Origin of the sequence: Frigoribacterium sp. Leaf263 (assembly GCF_001422285.1) — a bacterium.
Lineage (GTDB): Bacteria > Actinomycetota > Actinomycetes > Actinomycetales > Microbacteriaceae > Frigoribacterium.
This window is the reverse complement of sequence record NZ_LMMO01000003.1, coordinates 766,001-785,483: the sequence shown is the minus strand read 5'-3', so window position 1 is coordinate 785,483 and position 19,483 is coordinate 766,001. Positions and strand designations below refer to the sequence as shown.

18 protein-coding genes are annotated in these 19,483 nt (G+C 70.5%); all 18 read right to left on the bottom strand.

Annotation, left to right across the window (positions count from 1 at the left end):
• Positions 1-67: 67 nt before the first annotated feature.
• The 18 genes from gmk to rpsD all read right to left on the bottom strand — a co-directional run bounded on the left by gmk (position 68) and on the right by rpsD (position 19,418).
• On the bottom strand, positions 68-982 hold the full coding sequence (gene gmk, locus ASF17_RS07640; RefSeq protein WP_055797369.1) for a guanylate kinase: 915 nt from the start codon (positions 980-982) through the stop codon (positions 68-70).
• A complete protein-coding gene (gene pyrF, locus ASF17_RS07635; protein ID WP_235476425.1) occupies positions 970-1,842 on the bottom strand; it encodes an orotidine-5'-phosphate decarboxylase in 873 nt (290 codons plus the stop codon). The genes gmk and pyrF overlap by 13 nt, the downstream gene beginning before the upstream one ends.
• Positions 1,839-5,114, bottom strand: coding sequence for a carbamoyl-phosphate synthase large subunit (carB, locus tag ASF17_RS07630; protein WP_055797366.1), 3,276 nt, complete (start codon positions 5,112-5,114; stop codon positions 1,839-1,841). The genes pyrF and carB overlap by 4 nt, the downstream gene beginning before the upstream one ends.
• A complete protein-coding gene (carA, locus tag ASF17_RS07625) occupies positions 5,114-6,283 on the bottom strand; it encodes a glutamine-hydrolyzing carbamoyl-phosphate synthase small subunit (RefSeq protein WP_055797364.1) in 1,170 nt (389 codons plus the stop codon). The genes carB and carA overlap by 1 nt, the downstream gene beginning before the upstream one ends.
• Positions 6,280-6,798, bottom strand: a complete 519-nt coding sequence (locus ASF17_RS07620) for a PH-like domain-containing protein (RefSeq protein ID WP_055797360.1) — start codon at positions 6,796-6,798, stop codon at positions 6,280-6,282. The genes carA and ASF17_RS07620 overlap by 4 nt, the downstream gene beginning before the upstream one ends.
• On the bottom strand, positions 6,795-8,168 hold the full coding sequence (locus ASF17_RS07615) for a dihydroorotase (protein WP_082475148.1): 1,374 nt from the start codon (positions 8,166-8,168) through the stop codon (positions 6,795-6,797). Before ASF17_RS07615 ends, ASF17_RS07620 begins: the two co-directional genes overlap by 4 nt.
• Complete coding sequence (locus ASF17_RS07610; RefSeq protein ID WP_055797356.1) at positions 8,165-9,121, bottom strand: aspartate carbamoyltransferase catalytic subunit; 957 nt, start codon at positions 9,119-9,121, stop codon at positions 8,165-8,167. Before ASF17_RS07610 ends, ASF17_RS07615 begins: the two co-directional genes overlap by 4 nt.
• On the bottom strand, positions 9,118-9,690 hold the full coding sequence (gene pyrR, locus ASF17_RS07605; RefSeq protein ID WP_055797353.1) for a bifunctional pyr operon transcriptional regulator/uracil phosphoribosyltransferase PyrR: 573 nt from the start codon (positions 9,688-9,690) through the stop codon (positions 9,118-9,120). Before pyrR ends, ASF17_RS07610 begins: the two co-directional genes overlap by 4 nt.
• Before the next feature lie 101 nt (positions 9,691-9,791).
• Positions 9,792-10,202 (bottom strand): transcription antitermination factor NusB, encoded by a 411-nt coding sequence (nusB, locus tag ASF17_RS07600; protein ID WP_055797350.1) that lies wholly within the window; start codon positions 10,200-10,202, stop codon positions 9,792-9,794.
• An 18-nt stretch (positions 10,203-10,220) separates the two neighbouring features.
• Positions 10,221-10,781, bottom strand: a complete 561-nt coding sequence (efp, locus tag ASF17_RS07595; protein ID WP_055797347.1) for an elongation factor P — start codon at positions 10,779-10,781, stop codon at positions 10,221-10,223.
• Positions 10,782-10,886: 105 nt separating this feature from the next.
• Positions 10,887-11,975, bottom strand: coding sequence for a 3-dehydroquinate synthase (aroB, locus tag ASF17_RS07590; protein ID WP_055797344.1), 1,089 nt, complete (start codon positions 11,973-11,975; stop codon positions 10,887-10,889).
• Complete coding sequence (locus tag ASF17_RS07585) at positions 11,972-12,484, bottom strand: shikimate kinase (RefSeq protein WP_235476424.1); 513 nt, start codon at positions 12,482-12,484, stop codon at positions 11,972-11,974. Before ASF17_RS07585 ends, aroB begins: the two co-directional genes overlap by 4 nt.
• Positions 12,481-13,701, bottom strand: coding sequence for a chorismate synthase (gene aroC / locus ASF17_RS07580; protein WP_055797342.1), 1,221 nt, complete (start codon positions 13,699-13,701; stop codon positions 12,481-12,483). The genes ASF17_RS07585 and aroC overlap by 4 nt, the downstream gene beginning before the upstream one ends.
• Before the next feature lie 70 nt (positions 13,702-13,771).
• Complete coding sequence (gene mltG, locus ASF17_RS07575; RefSeq protein WP_055797339.1) at positions 13,772-14,809, bottom strand: endolytic transglycosylase MltG; 1,038 nt, start codon at positions 14,807-14,809, stop codon at positions 13,772-13,774.
• Between the two features lie 400 nt (positions 14,810-15,209).
• On the bottom strand, positions 15,210-15,719 hold the full coding sequence (ruvX, locus tag ASF17_RS07570) for a Holliday junction resolvase RuvX (RefSeq protein ID WP_055797333.1): 510 nt from the start codon (positions 15,717-15,719) through the stop codon (positions 15,210-15,212).
• A gap of 6 nt (positions 15,720-15,725) precedes the next feature.
• Positions 15,726-18,395, bottom strand: a complete 2,670-nt coding sequence (alaS, locus tag ASF17_RS07565) for an alanine--tRNA ligase (protein ID WP_055797330.1) — start codon at positions 18,393-18,395, stop codon at positions 15,726-15,728.
• A 63-nt stretch (positions 18,396-18,458) separates the two neighbouring features.
• Positions 18,459-18,647 (bottom strand): hypothetical protein, encoded by a 189-nt coding sequence (locus ASF17_RS07560; RefSeq protein ID WP_055797328.1) that lies wholly within the window; start codon positions 18,645-18,647, stop codon positions 18,459-18,461.
• Positions 18,648-18,788: 141 nt separating this feature from the next.
• On the bottom strand, positions 18,789-19,418 hold the full coding sequence (gene rpsD / locus ASF17_RS07555) for a 30S ribosomal protein S4 (protein ID WP_055797325.1): 630 nt from the start codon (positions 19,416-19,418) through the stop codon (positions 18,789-18,791).
• Between the last annotated feature and the right edge of the window lie 65 nt (positions 19,419-19,483).

The window sequence follows — 19,483 nt, the reverse complement described above, 5'->3', positions numbered from 1 at the left end:
TCCTCGTTCGTGGTGCGTTGTCTCGGCGTGCCGACCGGGCAGGCCGAGGGGGAAGTCGTGGCGTCGATCAGTCGCGCGGAGGCGCGTCGTCGGACGCAGTCATCAATTCTACGACCTCGCGGGCCGCTTCGGCCACGTCGTGGTTCACGACCTTGACGTCGAACTCGTCTTGAGCGGCGAGCTCGACCTTGGCCGTCTCGAGTCGACGGTGCTGCTCGGCGGCGTCCTCCGTGCCCCGGCCGATCAGTCTGCGGACCAGTTCGTCCCAGGTGGGCGGCAGCAGGAAGACGAGCACGGCCTCGGGCATGGCGGCCCGCACGAGTCGCGCTCCCTGCAGATCGATCTCGAGAAGGACGCTCCGACCGTCGCGGAGCGCGGCGTCGATGGGGGGCCGGGGTGTGCCGTACCGGTAGGAGTTGTGCACCGTCGCGTACTCGAGCAGCTCCCGGTCGCGGATCATGCGGTCGAACTCGGCGTCGTCCACGAAGTAGTAGTGGACGCCGTCGACCTCACCCGGCCGCGGTGCGCGCGTCGTGGCGGAGATCGACAGATGGACGTCGGGGTAGTTGTCGCGGATGTGCGCCGACACCGTGCCCTTGCCCACGGCCGTCGGCCCGGCCAGCACGACGAGACGCGAGCGCAGACGACCGCGGACCTCGCGGTGCGCGAGCCAGTCCCCCAGCGTCCGCCGCTGACGGACGCCGAGGCCGCCGACCCGCTTCGACTCGGCGATCCCGAGCTCGGCCATGATGCGTGCGGCGCGGGTGGGACCGATGCCGGGCATGCTCGTCAGCAGTTCGCGGACCCGGAGGGTCGCCTCGGGTGCCGTGGGCTCCCCCGCCCACGCGGCCTCGGCCACGTCGAGGGCCGGTCGCCGACGGTCGGCGACCGCCGACTTCACGGCGGCGCGGCCCCTCCGTGCGGCGACGGCGGCACGAGCGGCCGCGGCGCGGTCCACCGGCGGCGGCGTCAGACGAGGCATCGGCGGATCTCATCCGAGTCACGACGGACGGCGTCGGCGAGCCCGGCCGGACCCCGGTCGAGCAGAGCCCGCGACGTCGACACGAGGACGGACCGCGAGGCCGACCCGAAGAGGGAGGGGATGTCGCGGTAGCGGGCGCCCTGATGACCGAATCCGGGCGCGAGGATTGGCGTGGTGGTCAGGAGGTCGACGTCGATCCCGGCGTCGACCAGGTCGACCGTCGCGCCGAGCACCAGCCCCACCGAGCCGAACCGGGTCTCTCCGGCGTTCTGGTTGTCGTGCAGCACGTCGTCGACGATACCGCCCGCGACGGTGCGGACCGTGCCGTCCGGGTCGGTGCGCCGCGCGGACTGGGTGACCCGCGCCTCCGGGTTCGATGTCGCCCCGAGCACGAAGAGGCCCGCGCCCGAACGACGCGCCCTCGCGACCAGACCCGTCATCGAGGCGAACCCCAGATACGGCGACACGGTCAGCGCGTCGACGCGGAGGGGCGAGCCGGTGTCGAACCAGGCGTCCCCGTAGGCGTCCATCGTGCTGCCGATGTCACCTCGCTTCGCGTCGCCGACGACCAGCAGCCCGGCCTGACGCGCGGCGTCGAGGACGTCCTCCAACGCGGCGAAGCCGGCCGAACCCCAGCGCTCGTAGAACGCGACCTGCGGCTTGACGATCCCCGCGCCTCCTCGCCAGACGGCCTCGACGACCCGCAGACCGAACTCGCGGACGCCGTCGGCGCCGCGCGACAGCCCCCAGGCATCGAGGAGGTGCCCGTGCGGGTCGATGCCGACGCACAGCGGGCCGGAGCGTCCGACGACCTCGACGAGGCGCTCACCGAACGGCGGCAGGACCGTGCCCGCCGTCACCGGCGGGCCGCCCGCGCCAGACCGTAGTCTTGAAGGCTCGTCACCTCGAGCTCGCTCTGCACTGCCTCGATCGAGGCCACGGCCGCACCCAGCTGGGCGATGGTCGTGAACAGCGCCTTGTCGGCGGCCACGGTCGCGGCCCGGATCTCGTACCCGTCGGCGCGGGCGCTCGACCCGCTCGGCGTGTTGATGACGATGTCCACCTCGTCGGCGTTGATCAGGTCGACCACCGAGTGCCCGCCGGCGCTGAACTTGGCCACCGTGTCGGCCGTGATGCCGTTGCGGACGAGGACGGTGGCCGTCCCCTCCGTCGCGAGGATGCGGAAACCCAGCTGCTGCAGGCGGAGCACCGGCAGGACGATCGCCCGCTTGTCGCGGTCCGCGACGCTGACGAAGACGGTGCCCGAGGTCGGCAGCCCGCCGTAGGCCGCGGTCTGGCTCTTGGCGAACGCCCGGGGGAAGTCGCGGTCGATGCCCATGACCTCGCCCGTGGAACGCATCTCGGGGCTGAGCACGCTGTCGACGATCTGACCGTCCTTCGTGCGGAAGCGCTTGAAGGGCAGCACCGCCTCCTTCACCGAGATCGGCGAGTCGAGAGGGACGTCCGAGCCGTCGAGAGCGGGCAGCAGACCGTTGTCGACCAGCTCGCGGACGCTCTGTCCGACCATGATCAGCGACGCCGCCTTCGCGAGGGGGATGCCGAGGGCCTTCGAGACGAAGGGGACGGTGCGACTCGCGCGGGGGTTCGCCTCGATGACGTACAGGACGCCGGCGGCGATCGCGAACTGCACGTTGAGCAGACCCGACACCCCGATCCCGCGGGCGATCTCGAGGGTCGCCGCGCGGACCCGATCGATCTCGCCCTTGCCGAGCGTCACGGGCGGGAGCGTGCAGCTCGAGTCGCCGGAGTGGATGCCGGCCTCCTCGATGTGCTCCATGATGCCGCCGACGTACAGCTCGGTGCCGTCGTAGAGGGCGTCGACGTCGATCTCGACGGCGTCGTCGAGGAACCGGTCGACCAGCAGCGGAGCATCGGGTCCGATGATCGCCTGGTCCTCGACGCGCACGAAGTAGTCGGCCAGCGAGGGGCTGTCGTAGACGATCTCCATGCCGCGCCCGCCGAGCACGTACGACGGGCGGACCAGGACGGGATAGCCGATCTCCTCGGCGACCGCGACGGCGCTCTCGTAGTCGGTGGCCGTGCCGTTCCGAGGTGCGAGGAGACCCGCCGCGTCGAGGATGCCCTGGAAGAGGCCCCGTTCTTCGGCCGAGTCGATCGCGTCGGGTGTCGTGCCGAGGATGGGGACGCCGGCCGCCTCCAGCCCCTTCGCGAGGCCCAGCGCGGTCTGACCGCCGAGCTGCACGACGACGCCGACGAGCTCGCCGCTCGCGCTCTCGGCGTGAACCACCTCGAGGACGTCCTCGAGGGTCAGCGGCTCGAAGTAGAGCCGGTCGCTCGTGTCGTAGTCGGTCGAGACGGTCTCGGGGTTGCAGTTGATCATGATGGTCTCGAAGCCGGCGTCGCCGAGCGCGAAGCTGGCGTGCACGCACGAGTAGTCGAACTCGACCCCCTGCCCGATTCGGTTCGGACCCGAGCCGAGGATGATGACCTTGCGGCGATCGCTCGCGACGACCTCGGTCTCGACGTCGTAGCTCGAGTAGTGGTACGGCGTCAGGGCAGGGAACTCCCCCGCGCACGTGTCGACCGTCTTGAAGACGGGACGGACGCCGAGCCCGTGGCGCTCGTCGCGCACCTGCTGCTCGGACACGCCGCGCAGCTGACCCAGCTGCACGTCGCTGAAACCGTGGTCCTTCGCGAAGGCGATCGTCTCGGCGTCGAGGGACCCCGCGCTCGCCACGGTCTCGGCGACCTCGTTGATGAGCACGATCTGATCCACGAACCACGGGTCGATCTTCGTGGCCTCGAAGACCTCGTCGGCCGTCGCACCCGCGCGGAGGGCCTGCTGGACCGTGACGATGCGACCATCGGTCGGCGTCGCGGCCAACGCGAGCAGCGCCTCCTTGTCTCCGGGCTCGCCCTGCCAGTGGAAGCTCGAGCCGCGCTTCTCGAGCGAGCGCAGCGCCTTCTGCAGCGCCTGCGAGAAGTTGCGACCGAGGGCCATGGCCTCGCCCACGCTCTTCATGGTCGTGCTGAGGGTCGTGTCGGCGGCCGGGAACTTCTCGAACGCGAAGCGCGGGACCTTGACGACGACGTAGTCGAGCGTGGGCTCGAAGGAGGCGGGGGTCACCTTCGTGATGTCGTTGGGGATCTCGTCGAGGCGGTACCCGAGAGCCAGCTTCGCGGCGATCTTCGCGATGGGGAAGCCCGTCGCCTTCGACGCGAGGGCGCTGGAGCGCGACACGCGCGGGTTCATCTCGATGACGATCACCCGGCCGTTCGACGGGTCGATGGCGAACTGGATGTTGCACCCGCCGGTGTCGACGCCGACGCGACGGATGATGTCGATGCTGATGTCGCGCAGGTTCTGATACTCGCGGTCGGTCAGGGTGAGCGCCGGCGCGACGGTGATGCTGTCGCCGGTGTGGACCCCGACGGGGTCGACGTTCTCGATCGAGCAGACGACGACGGTGTTGTCGGCCGTGTCGCGCATCATCTCGAGCTCGTACTCCTTCCAGCCGAGGATGCTCTCTTCGAGGAGGACCTCGGTGGTGGGGCTCTGGTGCAGGCCATCGGTGACCATGCGGACGAGCTCGTCGCGCGTGTAGGCGAAGCCGGAGCCGAGACCGCCCATCGTGTACGACGGTCGGATGACGAGGGGGTACCCCAGGTCCTCGGCGTAGTCGACGGCCTGCTCGACCGTCCGCGCGATGTACGACTTGGCGACGTCGGCGCCCGACTCGAGCACGAGGTCCTTGAAGAGCTGGCGGTCCTCGCCCTTCTTGATGGCCTCGACCTTGGCGCCGATCAGCTCGACGCCGTGCTTGGCGAGGATCCCCTCCTCGTCGAGCTTGATGGCCGCGTTCAGCGCCGTCTGTCCGCCGAGGGTGGGGAGGATCGCGTCGGGGCGCTCCTTCACGATGATCGCCTCGAGCACCTCGGACGTGATGGGCTCGATGTAGGTCGCGTCGGCGAAGTCGGGGTCGGTCATGATCGTCGCCGGGTTCGGGTTGACGAGGATGACGCGCACCCCCTCTTCACGGAGCACACGGCAGGCCTGCGTGCCGGAGTAGTCGAACTCGGCCGCCTGGCCGATGACGATCGGCCCGGAGCCGATGACGAGGACGGAGTTGATGTCAGCGCGCTTGGGCATCAGTTGCTGCTTTCGATGTCGGAGCCGAAGTCGACGGACTCGCCGTGGGATCGTGCGACGACCGCCTCGCGGAAGCGGTCGAAGAGGTGGTTGCTGTCGTGCGGGCCGGCGGCGGCCTCGGGGTGGTACTGCACGGAGAAGGCCGGGATGTCGAGAGCGCGGAGTCCCTCGACGACCTGGTCGTTGAGGCTGTAGTGGCTGACCTCGACGCGACCGAATCCGGCCGGAGAGTCGAGGACGCCCTCGATGGGCGCGTCGACCGCGAAGCCGTGGTTCTGGCTCGTGATCTCGACGCGGTTCGTCGTCTTGTCGAGCACGGGCTGGTTGATGCCGCGGTGACCGAAGGGCAGCTTGTAGGTGCCGAAGCCGAGCGCGCGGCCGAAGAGCTGGTTGCCGAAGCAGATGCCGAAGTAGGGCAGGCCGTCGCGCAGCGCCCCCTGGAGCAGCTCGACCTGCGAGTCGCTCGCCGCCGGGTCGCCGGGGCCGTTGGAGTAGAAGAGCGCGTCGGGTCCGAGCGCGCGCAGCTCGTCGAGCGTCGTGGACTGCGGCAGGACGTGCACCTCGAAGCCGCGCTGGGCGAGGTACCGCAGGGTCGACGTCTTGACGCCGAGGTCGAGGACGGCCACCGAGCCGATGCGCTCGCCGACGGGCTCGACGACGTAGGGCTCGAGGGTCGAGACCCGGCTCGAGAGGTTGAGACCGCGCATGCCGGCCCCCGCCGTGACGAGGGCGAGCTGCTCGGCGGGATCGAGCTCGGCGTCGGGGCCGCTGAACACGCCGCCCTTCATGGAACCCGCGTCGCGGAGCCTGCGGGTCACGGCCCGGGTGTCGATGCCGCGGATGCCCACCACGCCGTCGCCGACGAGCTGGTCGTCGAGGCTGCCCTGCGCGCGATGGTTGGAGACGACCCGGCTGGCGTCGCGGACGACGTAACCGGCGACCCAGATGCGGCGGGACTCGGGATCCGTGTCGTTGACCCCGGTGTTCCCGATGTGCGGTGCCGTCATGACGACGATCTGGCCGGCGTACGAGGGGTCGGTCAGAGTCTCCTGGTAGCCGGTCATGCCGGTGGCGAAGACGACCTCGCCGAGAGTGCGGCCGACGGCGCCGTAGGCGAGCCCGACGTGGCGGGATCCGTCTTCGAGGACAAGGACGGCTTTTTCGGTCAAGGCTTCTCTCCAGTGCTGGTCTCGGCCCGGGGGGCCGTGGGGATGAGTTCGCGGACGCGGTCGACGACGGCGGTCGGGTCGTCGAGGATGCGCAGGTAGGTGTCGACGTCGGTCTCGCCGAGGGTCCAGGCGATGAGGACGAGACCACCCTCTTCGACGACCCGGTCGATGGTCCAGGTGGCCCGTCCGACGTCGCGGATCGAGGAGGCGCGGATCAGCTTCGCGGGCTCGCCGGCGATCTCGAGGCGGACCCCCTCGGGGTGGACGGAGACCACCGCACGACCGCGGAAGCCGAGGCCTCCGACGACGATGCGGTCGAGCGGATCACCCGCTCGGGAGGTGGCCACGTAGAAGCCGTCCGTCTCGACCCGGGTCGATCCGAGCGCCGAGGGGGCGATCTCGGGGAGCGCGATGTCGGACTGACGCCGCCCCCGAGCACGCCATGAGCGCGCCATCTGCCAGATGAGCGCGGCGAGCAGGACGAGGATGCCGAGGCCGATCCACCAGTAGGTCATCGGGTCGACGCCCCCGTCTCGATCGCGAGCCGACGGGCGGCGACCCCCGCCGCGGCGCGCGCCACCGTCTCGGTCTCGACGACCCGACCGGACTCGACGGTGGCATAGCCCTGGTGGAAGGTCGCCATGACCTGGCCCGGCAGGTCGTAGTCGATGAAGGGCGAGTTCACGCTCTTGCCCGCCAGATGGTCGACGGAGAAGGTGCGGGTCACGCTCCGATCGTAGAGCGTCAGCTCGGCCGGCTCGCCGACCGCCAACGGCCGACCCTGGCCCGCCACGCGCCCGATCACGGCCGGCGTCGTCGACATGATCCGGGCGACGTCGGCCCAGCCGATGAGGCCCGTGTCGACCATGGTGCGCTGCACGACCGGCAGCGCGGTCTCGAGCCCGACCATGCCGTTGGCGGCGGAGTCCCACTCGCAGCACTTCGCCTCGGAGGTGTGGGGCGCGTGGTCGGTCGCCACGATGTCGATCGTCCCGTCGGCGAGGGCGGCCCGGAGGGCCTCGACGTCGTCGTGTCCGCGCAGCGGCGGGTTCACCTTGAACCGCGAGTCGTAGCCGGCGACGAGGTCCTCCGTCAGCAGCAGGTGGTGGGGCGTGACCTCGGCGGTGACGTCGATTCCGCGGGACTTCGCCCACCGGATCACCTCGACGCTGCCCGCCGTCGAGACGTGACAGACGTGCAGCCGGGCACCGACGTGATCCGCGAGGAGCACATCGCGCGCGATGATGGCCTCTTCGGCGACGGCGGGCCAGCCCGCGAGGCCGAGCTCTGCCGACAGCGCACCCTCGTTCATCTGGGCGCCGACGGTCAGTCGGGGTTCCTGCGCGTGCTGGGCGACGACTCCCCCGAAGCCCTTCACGTACTCGAGGGCCCGGCGCATCAGCAGCGGATCGCTGACGCAGTGGCCGTCGTCGGAGAAGACCCGGACGGCGGCTCGTGAGCGGGCCATGGCGCCGATCTCGGAGAGGTGCGTCCCCTCGAGCCCCCGCGACACGGCGCCGATCGGCCGGACGGTGACGTAACCCGCACGGTCGCCGAGCGCCTGGACCTGCTCGACGACGCCGGCGGTGTCGGCGACGGGCGACGAGTTCGCCATGGCGTTCACCGCGGTGAAGCCGCCGGCGGCAGCGGCCCGCGAACCGGTGAGCACGGTCTCGCTGCCTTCGCCGCCCGGCTCGCGGAGGTGCGTGTGGAGGTCCACGAGCCCGGGCAGGACCAGCAGGCCGTCGGCGTCGACGATCGACGCGCCCGCGGCGCTGAGGCCCGACCCGAGTTCGACGACGACTCCGTCGCGGACGAGCACGTCGGTGCGCGTTCCCTCGACCGTCTCGACGGCGCGGATCAGGTGGGTGGTCGTGGTGGTCACAGGGAGTCCTCCCGGTCGCCGGCGAGGGTCAGGTAGAGCACGGCCATCCGCACGGCGACGCCGTTGGCGACCTGCTCGCGGACGGTCGAACGGGGTGAGTCGGCGGCCTCGTCGCTGATCTCGAGGCCGCGGTTCATGGGGCCGGGGTGCATCACGATCGCGGTCGCGGGCAGTGAGCGGAAGCGGGCGGCGCTGAGGCCCCAGGATCGGGCGTACTCGCGGGCGTTCGGGAAGAACGCCTCGTTCATGCGCTCCTGCTGGATGCGCAGCATCATCACCACGTCGGGCCGGACGCGGGCGAGCGCCTCGTCGAGGTCGTAGTAGACGTCGACGCCGAACCGGCTGACGTCGACGGGGAGGAGCGTGGGAGGCGCGACGACGGAGACGTGCGCCCCGAGTGTCCGCAGGAGCCAGGCGTTCGACCGGGCGACCCGCGAGTGCAGGATGTCGCCGACGATCACGACGCGGAGTCCGTCGAGGTCGCGACCCCGACTGGCCGCCCCATGGAGCCGGCGCCGCATCGTGAAGGCGTCCAGCAGAGCCTGCGTCGGGTGCTCGTGGGTGCCGTCGCCGGCGTTGACGACCGCGGCCTCCACCCAGCCGCTGTCGGCGAGGACCCGCGGCGCGCCGGAGGACGGGTGGCGGATGACGATGCCGTCCGCCCCCATGGCAGCGAGGGTCTGCGCGGTGTCCTTGAGGGACTCCCCCTTCGAGACGCTCGATCCCTTCGCTGCGAAGTTGATGACGTCGGCGCTGAGCCGCTTCGCCGCCGCCTCGAACGAGATGCGGGTGCGGGTGCTGTCTTCGTAGAAGAGGTTGACGACCGTCGTGCCTCGGAGCGTCGGCAGCTTCCGCACCTCGCGCGTGCTGACGTCGGCCATGTCCTCGGCGATGTCGAGGATGCGCAGGGCGTCGTCCAGAGCGAGGTCGGCCGTGCTGAGCAGATGCCTCACGACGTCTCCCCGCCGGTGGCGTCGTCGACCGACGACGCGCCTCCTTCGATCGCCACGAGCTCGTCGTCGTCGACGCCGAGCACGCGCACGAAGATGCGCTCGGACGTCGAGGTCGGCAGGTTCTTGCCCACGAAGTCGGCGCGGATCGGCAGTTCGCGGTGCCCGCGATCGACCAGCACGGCCAGTCGGACGGCACGGGGACGCCCGAGCGAGCTGAGCGCGTCGAGCGCAGCCCGGATGGTGCGCCCCGAGTACAGGACGTCGTCGACGAGGACGACCGTCTTGCCGTCGATGCCGCCGACGGGCAACGACGTCGGGCGGGAGGCGCGGGTCGGCTGTCGCCGGAGGTCGTCGCGGTACATGGTCACGTCGACGGTGCCCACGGGCACCGATCCGCCGGAGATGCTCTCGAGCGACGCCGCGATCCGCTCGGCGAGGACGACGCCCCGGGTCGGGATGCCCAGGACGACCAGATCGGCGGCCCCGCGGTTCGACTCGAGGATCTCGTGGGAGATGCGCGTCAGTGCGCGCGTGATGTCAGCCTGACTCAGCACGGTGCGTGTGCTCAATCGGACCCCCTTCCCCGCCTCTCGGGACGGAACTTAAAGGATGTCGGATGTCATGGATTTCGAGGATCGCCGCTGATGCCGCGATCCGACCGGGATCCAGCCTAGCTGCTGGCGGCGATCCGTCCGAGCAGACCGTTGACGAAGACCGCCGAGTCGTCGGTGCTGAGCGACTGCGCCAGCTCGACGGCCTCGCTGATCGCCACGTGATCGGGGATCTCGTCGTTGTGGCCGAGCTCCCAGATGCCGATGCGCAGGATCGCCCGGTCGAGCGTCGGCATGCGATTGAGCGACCAGCCCTGCGAGTACGTCTCGATGAGCTCGTCGATCTCGGAACGGTGGTCGATGACGCCCTGCACGATCTCGCGGGCGTAACCCCAGCTCGAGTTCCGCTCGGGCTGGGCCATGGCCCGCGTGGTCTCCATGACGAGGGCGTCGGCCATGCTGATCTCGCGGATGTCGGCGACGTACAGGACGTCGAGGGCGCGCTTGCGCGCTTTGGTACGGGCACTCACTGCGGTCGACGACCCCGACTAGCTAACGCGGCCGAGGTAGCTGCCGTCGCGGGTGTCGACCTTGACCTTCGTGCCGTTCTCGAGGAAGAGCGGGACCTGGATCTCGTAGCCGGTCTCGACGGTGGCCGACTTCGTGCCGCCCGTCGACCGGTCGCCCTGCAGACCGGGCTCGGTGTAGGTGACCTCGAGGATGACCGAGGCGGGCAGCTCGATGTAGAGCGGCGTGCCGTCGTGCAGCGCCATCTGGACGTTCTGGTTCTCGAGCATGAAGTTCTTGGCGTCGCCGACGACCGTGGCGGGCACGTTGATCTGGTCGTAGTCGCTGGTGTCCATGAAGACGTAGCCGTCGGCCTCGGCGTAGAGGTACGTGAACTCGCGGCGGTCGACGTTGGCGAAGTCGATCTTCGTGCCGGCGTTGAAGGTCTTGTCGACCACCTTGCCCGACATGACGTTCTTCATCTTGGTCCGGACGAACGCCCCACCCTTGCCCGGCTTGACGTGCTGGAACTCGATCACGTTCCAGAGCTGTCCGTCGAGGTTGAGGACGGCACCGTTCTTGATGTCGTTGGTAGTCGCCATGCGCGAGGGATCCGTTCGGAGTCGGGGAGTTGACGGCCCGATGAGGCCACCGACGAGTGTAGCGGACACCCATGCGGCGACGGGCGAGGCAGCGCTACCGGCCGGTCAGGACCCGATCTCCTGATAGGCCGCGAAGAGCAGGCTCTGGTCGGGTCCCTGGATGACGGTCGGCCTGCCGATCCCATCGAGGACGATGAACCGGAGCATGCCCGCCCGCGCCTTCTTGTCGCGCTGCATGGTCGCGAGGAGGGTGTTCCAGCGGCCCAGCGGATAGCTGACGGGCAGGGTCAGGGATTCGAGGATCCGGCGGTGGCGGTCGACCGCCTCGTCCGAGAGCCGACCCGTGAGGCGTGCGAGCTCGGCCGCGAAGACCATTCCGACCGAGACGGCCGCGCCGTGACGCCACTGGTAGCGCTCGGCGTGCTCGACCGCGTGCCCGAGGGTGTGTCCGTAGTTCAGGATCTCGCGGAGCCCCTGCTCGGTGAGATCCTCGCCCACCACCCGCGCCTTGAGAGCGATCGAGAGCTCCACCACGCGCCGGAACTCGGGCGTCGACGGGTCGGTCGCGCGGTCGACGTCGGCCTCGACGATGTCGAGGATCTCGGGCTCGGCGATGAACCCGGCCTTCACGATCTCGGCGAAGCCCGCGAGGATCTCGTTCTTCGACAGGGTGTCGAGCATGTCGAGGTCGGCCAGGACGGCGATGGGCGGGTGGAAGGCCCCGACGAGGTTCTTGCCCTCGGCCGTGTTGATGCCGGTCTTGCCGCCGACGCTGGCGTCGACCATGCCCAGGACGCTCGTGGGGACCTGCACGAGGGCGACGCCGCGCAGCCAGGTCGCGGCGACAAATCCGGCGAGGTCGGTGATCGCCCCGCCGCCGAGCCCGAGGACGACGTCCGTCCGGGTGAAGTCGGCCTGCCCGAGGACCTGCCAGCAGAACGCCGCGACCTCGACGCGCTTGGCGTCCTCGGCGTCGGGGACCTCGGCGATGAGCGCCTCGTACCCCGCCTCGACGAGGGTCTCGCGCACCTCGTTCGCCTTGCGGCCGAGCGTCGGGGCGTGCACGATGAGCACCTTCTTCGCCTGCGGGGGCAGGAGGGCCGGGAGTCCCGATACGAGGCCGCGCCCGACGTGGACGTCGTACGGGGCGTCGCCTCCGACGCGGATCGTCGTCGTGGTGGGCTGTTCGGTCACGGGGTACCTCTCTCGGGGTCGAGCCAGGCCACGATGTCGTCGACGACCGACGAGACCGGGCGATGGGACGTGTCGACGACGACCGAGGCCACGTCGCGGTAGACGGGATCGCGTTCGGCGGCGATCGCGCGCCAGGCGTCGATCCCCCCTCGCGCGAGCAGTGGGCGGGATCCGCCGGCGAGCCGGGACTCGACGGCGGAGGCGCTGACGGTGAGCATCACGACGGGCAGGCCCGCCAGGGAGGCGCGGGTGGACCCGTCGAGGACGGCTCCCCCGCCGAGCGACACGACGCCGTCGGAGCCGAGCGCCTCGGCGACGACCTCACGCTCCAGAGAGCGGAACACGGCCTCGCCGTCTCGTTCGAAGATCTCGGGGATGGGGCCGTGCCGCTGGACGATGACCCGGTCGCTGTCGACGAACGGGGAGCCGAGCCGGCGGGCGAGCTTCTTGCCGATGCTCGACTTGCCGGCGCCCATCGGGCCGATGAGCACGACGGGCCGACGTGTCACGGTCGGTCGGACTCGTGCGGCTCGCTGACGTCGGCGGTCCGCAGGTTCTCGGGGATCGCGTCGAGATAGCCGCGGAGGTTGCGGGCCGTCTCCCGGAGGGAGTCGCCCCCGAACTTCTCGAGCACCGAGTTGGCCAGGACGAGGGCGACCATGGACTCCGCCACGACTCCCGCCGCGGGCACGGCGCAGACGTCGGAGCGCTGGTGGTGGGCCTTGGACTCCTCGCCGCTCGTGACGTCGACGGTCGCGAGCGCCCGGGGAACCGTGGCGATCGGCTTCATGCCGGCCCGGACGCGGAGGACCGTGCCGGTGCTCATCCCGCCCTCGGTGCCGCCGGCGCGGTCGGTGTCGCGCGAGATGACTCCGCCCGACCGGTGGAGCTCGTCGTGCGCGACCGACCCGCGCCTCCTGGTGGTCTCGAATCCGTCGCCGACCTCGACGCCCTTGATGGCCTGGATGCCCATGAGGGCGGCCGCCAGCTGCGAGTCGAGGCGGCGATCCCAGTGCACGTGCGAGCCGAGGCCCGGGGGGACGCCGTAGGCCAGGACCTCGACGACCCCGCCGAGCGTGTCACCGTCGCGCTTGGCGGACTCGACCTCGTCGACCATGGCCGCGCTCGTCGCCTCGTCGAAGCACCGCAGAGGGTCGTCGTCGAGGCGGTCGAGGTCGGACGGCAGCGGGAGGGGCGAGCCCTCGGGGACGCGGACCGGGCCGATGGAGAGCGTGTGGCTGACGAGCTCGATGCCGAGCTCGGAGAGGAACGACCGGGCGACGGCGCCGAGGGCCACGCGGGCTGCGGTCTCACGCGCGCTCGCGCGTTCGAGGATCGGCCGGGCCTCGTCGAAGTCGTACTTCTGCATCCCGACGAGATCAGCGTGCCCGGGCCGGGGACGCGTCAGAGGCGCGCTCCGACCCCGCGAGGCGTCGCCGATCTCGACCGGCTCGGGGTTCATCACCTCGACCCACTTGGGCCACTCGGTGTTTCCGACCCGCAGGGCGACGGGGCCGCCCATGGTGAGGCCGTGCCGGACGCCGCCGGAGATGTGCAGCTCGTCCTGCTCGAACTTCATGCGCGAGCCGCGGCCGTAGCCGAGACGACGGCGGGCCAGATCGGACTTGATCGCGCTCGACGAGACGGGCACCCCCGCGGGGAGCCCCTCGAGGACGGCGATGAGCTCGGGGCCGTGTGATTCCCCTGCGGTCAACCAACGAAGCATGGGAGCAATCCTCCCACAGCGCGAGAGCGCCCTCGGCCGATCGACCGGGGGCGCTCTCCTCACGAGGAGATCACTGGTACTCGGGGTGCTCGCGCATCCACGCCTGCCACTGGGCCACCGCGACCTCGTGCTCGGCGAAGGTGGTCGAGAACGTCGTCTCGCCCGAGTCGAGGTTCACGGTCACGAAGTACCGCCACGTTCCGTCGGCCGGCTTGACGGCGGCGTCGAGCGCGAGGTCGCCGGGGTTCGAGATCGGCCCGACCGGGAGCCCCTCGTTCATGTAGGTGTTGTACGGGTTCGACGCGTCGCCGCGCTCCTCGTCCGTGGTGGTGACCCGGTGGGTGTTCCCGGTCCCGTACGCGACCGTGGCGTCGGACTGCAGCAGCATGCCGTCGTCGAGGCGGTTGAGGAACACCCGCGACACCTTGGGGTAGTCGGCCGCGAGACCGGCCTCGCGCTGCACGATGGAGGCGAGCGTGATGACGCGCTGGTAGTCCGCGGGCTGGACCCCGAGCGCCGTCAGGCGGGCGACCTGCGTGTCGACCATCAGCTGGAGGTAGCCGTGGGCGTCCAGATCGGGATCGAGGTCGTAGGTCGCCGGGAACAGGTAGCCCTCGAGGGAGGTGGCCTCGGCCGGCAGCCCGAAGGAGGCGACGTCGGCCGCGGCGGCCGTGATCTGCTCGAGCGGGATGTCCGTGGCCTCGGAGAGGAGGCTGTAGATGTCGACGGCGGCCGTGCCCTCGGGGATGACGAGCCGGTTGACGATGCGGTTCGCGTCGTCCTGCAGAGCGTCGATCGCCGCCTGGGCGCTCATCTCCCTCTGCAGCGCGTAGGTGCCGGGCTGGAAGGTGAGCGTCTCGTCGGTGAGGAGGATCGCGTAGGCGGCCTCGTAGCTCTTCGTCACCCCGCTGTCGGCGAGGTTGGCCGCGATGTCGGAACCGACCTGACCGTCGACGATGGCGAAGTCGACCTCCTCGCCGTTGCCGGAGCCGGTGAAGTCGGCCGGGGCCTCGTCGCCGCTGAACCGCGCCACGATCGGGGCGATGGCGCCCCAGGCGGCGTAGACCCCGGCGGTCCCTCCGGCGAGCACCACGACGAGGATCGACACGAGGATGATCGTGCCCCGGTGCCGACCGCGCTCACGGGGTTCTCGAGAGTCGCGCCCGCGCGACCCGCGCGGCTCACGACCCGCCCGTCGCCCGTCGGGCGCGTCGTCCGCCATCGGCTCGGGGCGGACGTCGCGGGGCTCGCGGTCCTCTGACGGCGTCACGGGCGAGGGCGGCGTGGGCGCAACCTCCCGAGCCGCGGCGCTCCGCTCACGCTCGCGTTGGGCCCTGCGCGACTCGGGGAGCGGCGACCCGATCGGCTCAGCGGGTGCGGGCCTCTCGGTGGCGGGGTCGGACTGCGTCGACTCGCCGGGAGGCTGCCGATCGTCTCGACGTCGGGAGTCGGCGGGAGTGGGCTGCGACGTGAAGATGTCGTCCCATCGGGGGGTCGTCGGCCACGAATCAACGTCCTTCGTCGGTGTCGGGTTCCGTCCGAGCGCCGTCGGTGGCGTCGGCGGCGCTCACCAGCTGACCGGGCGGGCGACCGCTCGATCGCTCGAGATCGAGCGCGTGCTGGAGAATGATAACAGCGGCCACTTGATCGATCACGGATCGTTGCGTCCGACCCTTGCGGCCGGAGGCGCGGAGGGCGCCTTGCGCGCTGACGGTCGAGAGTCGCTCGTCGACGAGACGGACGGGCACGTCGGCGGCCGAGGCGAGGGCGTCGGCGAAGGCGCGGGCGTCGCCGGTCGAGGCCGTGTCGCGACCGGCCAGCGACAGGGGCAGTCCCACCACGATCTCGATCGCCTCGAGCTCCCGGACGTGACGCATGATGGCATCGACGTCCGATGTGCCCGAGGAGGCACGGGGCACGGTCTCGACGGGCGTCGCGATCATCGCACCCGGGTCGGTGCGGGCGACGCCGACGCGGGCCTTGCCCACGTCGACGCCGAGACGCACTCCGGATCGCATCGCGCCTCAGCCGCGCAGGGCGGCGATGATGCCGTCGAGCGCGCGAGGGATGGCGGAGACGTCCGAGCCGCCACCCTGAGCGAGGTCGTCCTTGCCGCCTCCCCCGCCGCCGAGCACCGCCGCGGCGCCCTTGGCGAGGGCTCCCGCCTTGGCACCCGAGCGTCGCGCCGCATCGCTGGTCGCGACGATGACGGCGGGCTTGCCGGCGACGTCGGCCGCGAGGGCGACGACCGACGCGGTCTGGGAACCCAGTCGTTCGCGGACCGACGTCACCAGCGACCGCAGCTCGTCGGTGGACTTGAGCGTGCCGACGCTGTCCGCGACGACGGTGAGGTCGCCGACGGACGCTGCGGAGTCGGCCAGAGCCGGCACCCTCGTCGCCAGGTGGGCGCGCTCGAACTCGGCGATCCGCTTCTCGGCCGACTTCAGGTTCGAGACGAGATCGCCGACGCGATCGGCCAGCTGTTCGCGCGGCGCGCGGAGCGACGAGGTCAGCTGCGACACGATGGCGCGTTCGGTCGCGAACTCCCGGAACGCATCGAGACCGACGAGGGACTCGACGCGGCGGTTCGTCGAACCGACCGAGGTCTCGCTGATGAGGTTGATGATGCCGATCTGAGCGCTCGTCGAGACGTGGGTGCCCGCGCAGAGCTCGCGCGACCAGGGGCCGCCGATGTCGACCATGCGGACGGTCTCTCCGTACTTCTCGCCGAAGAGGGCCATGGCGCCGAGGGATCGCGCCTCGTCGAGGGGGAGCTCACGCGTGACGACCCCCAGGTCGTCGCGGATGGCCCGGTTGGCGACCTCCTCGATCTCGCTGCGGGTGGCGGGACTCAGCGCCTGATTCCAGTTGAAGTCCAGACGCATGTAGCCGGCCTTGTTGTACGAACCGGCCTGGTGGGCCTCGGGCCCGAGAACCTCGCGGAGCGCAGCGTGGATGAGGTGCGTGGCCGAGTGCGCCTGGGTCGCGCCGCGCCGGTAGACGGGGTCGACGACGCTCGTGGCCGAGTCGCCGACGCCGACCTCGCCCGACCTCACCTGCACGCGGTGGCTGATCAGCCCCTTGACGGGCTTCTGCACGTCGAGCACCTCGAGGTCGAAGCCGGCACCCACGATGGCGCCCGCGTCGGCGTCCTGGCCCCCGGACTCGGCGTAGAGCGACGTCTCGGCGAGGATGACCTCGGCGATGTCGCCCGCGACGGCTCGATCCACGGAGGCGCCGTCGACGATGATGCCGAGCACCCGGGTCGGGGTGTCGAGGACGTCATAGCCGGTGAAGACGGTCTCACCCGCAGCGCGGAACCCGCTGTAGACGCTGAGATCGGCCAGGGCGACCTTCCGCGACTTGGCGTCGGCCTTGGCCCGCGACCTCTGCTCCGACATCAGGGTGTCGAAGGCGGCGCGGTCGACGGTGAGACCGTTCTCTTCGGCGATCTCGAGGGTGAGGTCGATGGGGAAGCCGAAGGTGTCGTGCAGCAGGAATGCCGTGTCGCCGGCGAGACGCGGGGTCTTCTCGGAGCTCGAGGCCCGGGTGTCGACGACGGCGTCGTCGAGGATCGCCGTGCCCGCCGCGAGGGTGCGCAGGAAGGTCTCCTCCTCGGCGTAGGCGAGCCGCGAGATGCGGTCGAAGTCGCCCTCGACCTCGGGGTACGCGGACTTCATCGCGTCGCGCGAGGCGGGGAACAGCTCGGGGAAGGTCGCGCCGTCCACACCGAGCAGTCGCATCGATCGGACGCTGCGTCGGAGCAGTCGGCGGAGGATGTACCCTCGGCCCTCGTTGGACGGTCGCACGCCGTCGGACAGCAGCATGAGCGAGCTGCGGATGTGGTCCGCGATGATGCGCATGCGGACGTCGTCGTCGTGCACAGCGCCGTAGCGGCGCCCGGACAGTTCGGAGGCCTTGTCGAGGACGGGGCGGACCTGGTCGATCTCGTACATGTTGTCGACGCCCTGCTTGAGGAACGCGACGCGCTCGAGGCCCATCCCGGTGTCGATGTTCTTGTTCGGGAGCTCGCGGACGATGTCGAAGTCGACCTTCGAGCGGACGTTCTCGATCTGGTACTGCATGAAGACGAGGTTCCAGATCTCGACGTACCGGTCGTCGTCGGTCGCCGGGCCGCCGTCGGCGCCGTAGGCCGGACCCCGGTCGAAGAAGATCTCGGAGCACGGTCCCGCAGGGCCGGGCTGACCGGTGTGCCAGTAGTTCGTGTCCTTGCCGAGCCGCTGGATCCTCTCGTCGGGGAGTCCGGCGATGTCCTTCCAGAGGGCGATGGCCTCGTCGTCCTCCTCGTAGACGGTGACCCAGAGGTCGGCGGGGTCGAAGGCGAGTCCGCCGTCCGCCTCGCTCGACGTGAGCAGCTCCCATGCGTAGCCGATGGCCTCCGCCTTGAAGTAGTCGCCGAACGAGAAGTTGCCGTTCATCTGGAAGAACGTGCCGTGCCGCGGGGTCTTGCCGACCTCTTCGATGTCGTTGGTGCGGATGCACTTCTGCACGCTGGTGGCGCGAGGGTAGGGGGTCGGCACGAGACCGGTGAGATACGGGATGAACGGCACCATGCCGGCCACCGTGAAGAGGAGGCTCGGGTCGTCGCTGACGAGGGAGGCGGAGGGGACGACGGTGTGACCGCGTTCTCCGAAGTAGTCGAGCCAACGGCGGCGGATCTCGGCGGTCTGCATGGTTCTCCGGTGTGGGGTGATCGGTGTGGCGGGAGGGCGAGGAGGCGCGCGAGGGCGCGAGGATCAGCTCGCCGTGTCGGAACGGAGCTCGGCCTCGCGCGACCGATAGCCGTCGACGAGGGCTGCGCGGAAGGAGGTCAGACTGCCGTCGAGTTCGCCGAAGAGGCGGCTGCCCCGTGGGGTCTTGTTGTACAGGTGCGCTGCGGTGAAGCCGACGACGACGCCGACGCTCAGCAGGAACAGGCTCTTCACGGGGACTCCTCACAGGGGTCGTGCGGACGGCGCACGAGACGACACATCAGCTTACCCACCGTGCGCACGGTGGACGCCGACGACGAAGGGAGCGCGCCACGGATCGTGGCGCGCTCCCTCGGAGTGCTGTCGGTGCTGGGGTCAGCGGGCGGCGTAGTACTCGACGACCAGCTGGACCTCGCAGGTCACGGGGACCTCGACGCGCTTCGGGCGACGCACGAGGCGGGCCTGCAGCTTGTCGATCTCGACCTCGAGGTAACCCGGGACCTTGGGAAGCAGGTCGACGTGACCGCCGGCCGCTGCGACCTGGAAGGGCTCCATCTTCTCGCTCTTCGACGCGACGTGGATCATCTGACCCGGCTTCACGCGGAACGAGGGGCGGTCGACGAGCTTGCCGTCGACGAGGATGTGGCGGTGCACGACCATCTGACGGGCCTGAGCCGTGGTGCGGGCGAAGCCGGCACGCAGGACCAGCGCGTCGAGACGGGTCTCGAGCAGCTCGACCAGGTTCTCACCGGTCAGACCGGCCGACTTGCGGGCCTCGTTGAAGACGATCTTCAGCTGGGCTTCGCGGATGCCGTACTGGGCGCGCAGACGCTGCTTCTCACGGAGACGGACGGCGTAGTCGCTGTCGGTCTTCCGCTTGGTGCGGCCGTGCTCGCCGGGAGCGTAGGGACGCTTCTCGAGGTAGCGGGCGGCCTTGGGGGTCAGCGCGATGCCGAGGGCACGCGACAGACGGGTCTTGCTACGGGTACGTGACTTGGTGGACACGGTTTCCTTCTCTGATCGTGTGAAAGCTGACGGTCGGAACTGCTCGAACGCGGCGGAGCGCCGCT

Bases quoted from the DNA above. Each gene is read 5' to 3' on its own strand.
- gmk (WP_055797369.1), bottom strand. From the start codon at position 982: ATGCCTCGTCTGACGCCGCCGCCGGTGGACCGCGCCGCGGCCGCTCGT.
- carB (WP_055797366.1), bottom strand. From the start codon at position 5,114: ATGCCCAAGCGCGCTGACATCAACTCCGTCCTCGTCATCGGCTCCGGG.
- ASF17_RS07620 (WP_055797360.1), bottom strand. From the start codon at position 6,798: ATGACCTACTGGTGGATCGGCCTCGGCATCCTCGTCCTGCTCGCCGCG.
- efp (WP_055797347.1), bottom strand. From the start codon at position 10,781: ATGGCGACTACCAACGACATCAAGAACGGTGCCGTCCTCAACCTCGAC.
- aroC (WP_055797342.1), bottom strand. From the start codon at position 13,701: ATGCTTCGTTGGTTGACCGCAGGGGAATCACACGGCCCCGAGCTCATC.
- ruvX (WP_055797333.1), bottom strand. From the start codon at position 15,719: ATGCGATCCGGAGTGCGTCTCGGCGTCGACGTGGGCAAGGCCCGCGTC.
- alaS (WP_055797330.1), bottom strand. From the start codon at position 18,395: ATGCAGACCGCCGAGATCCGCCGCCGTTGGCTCGACTACTTCGGAGAA.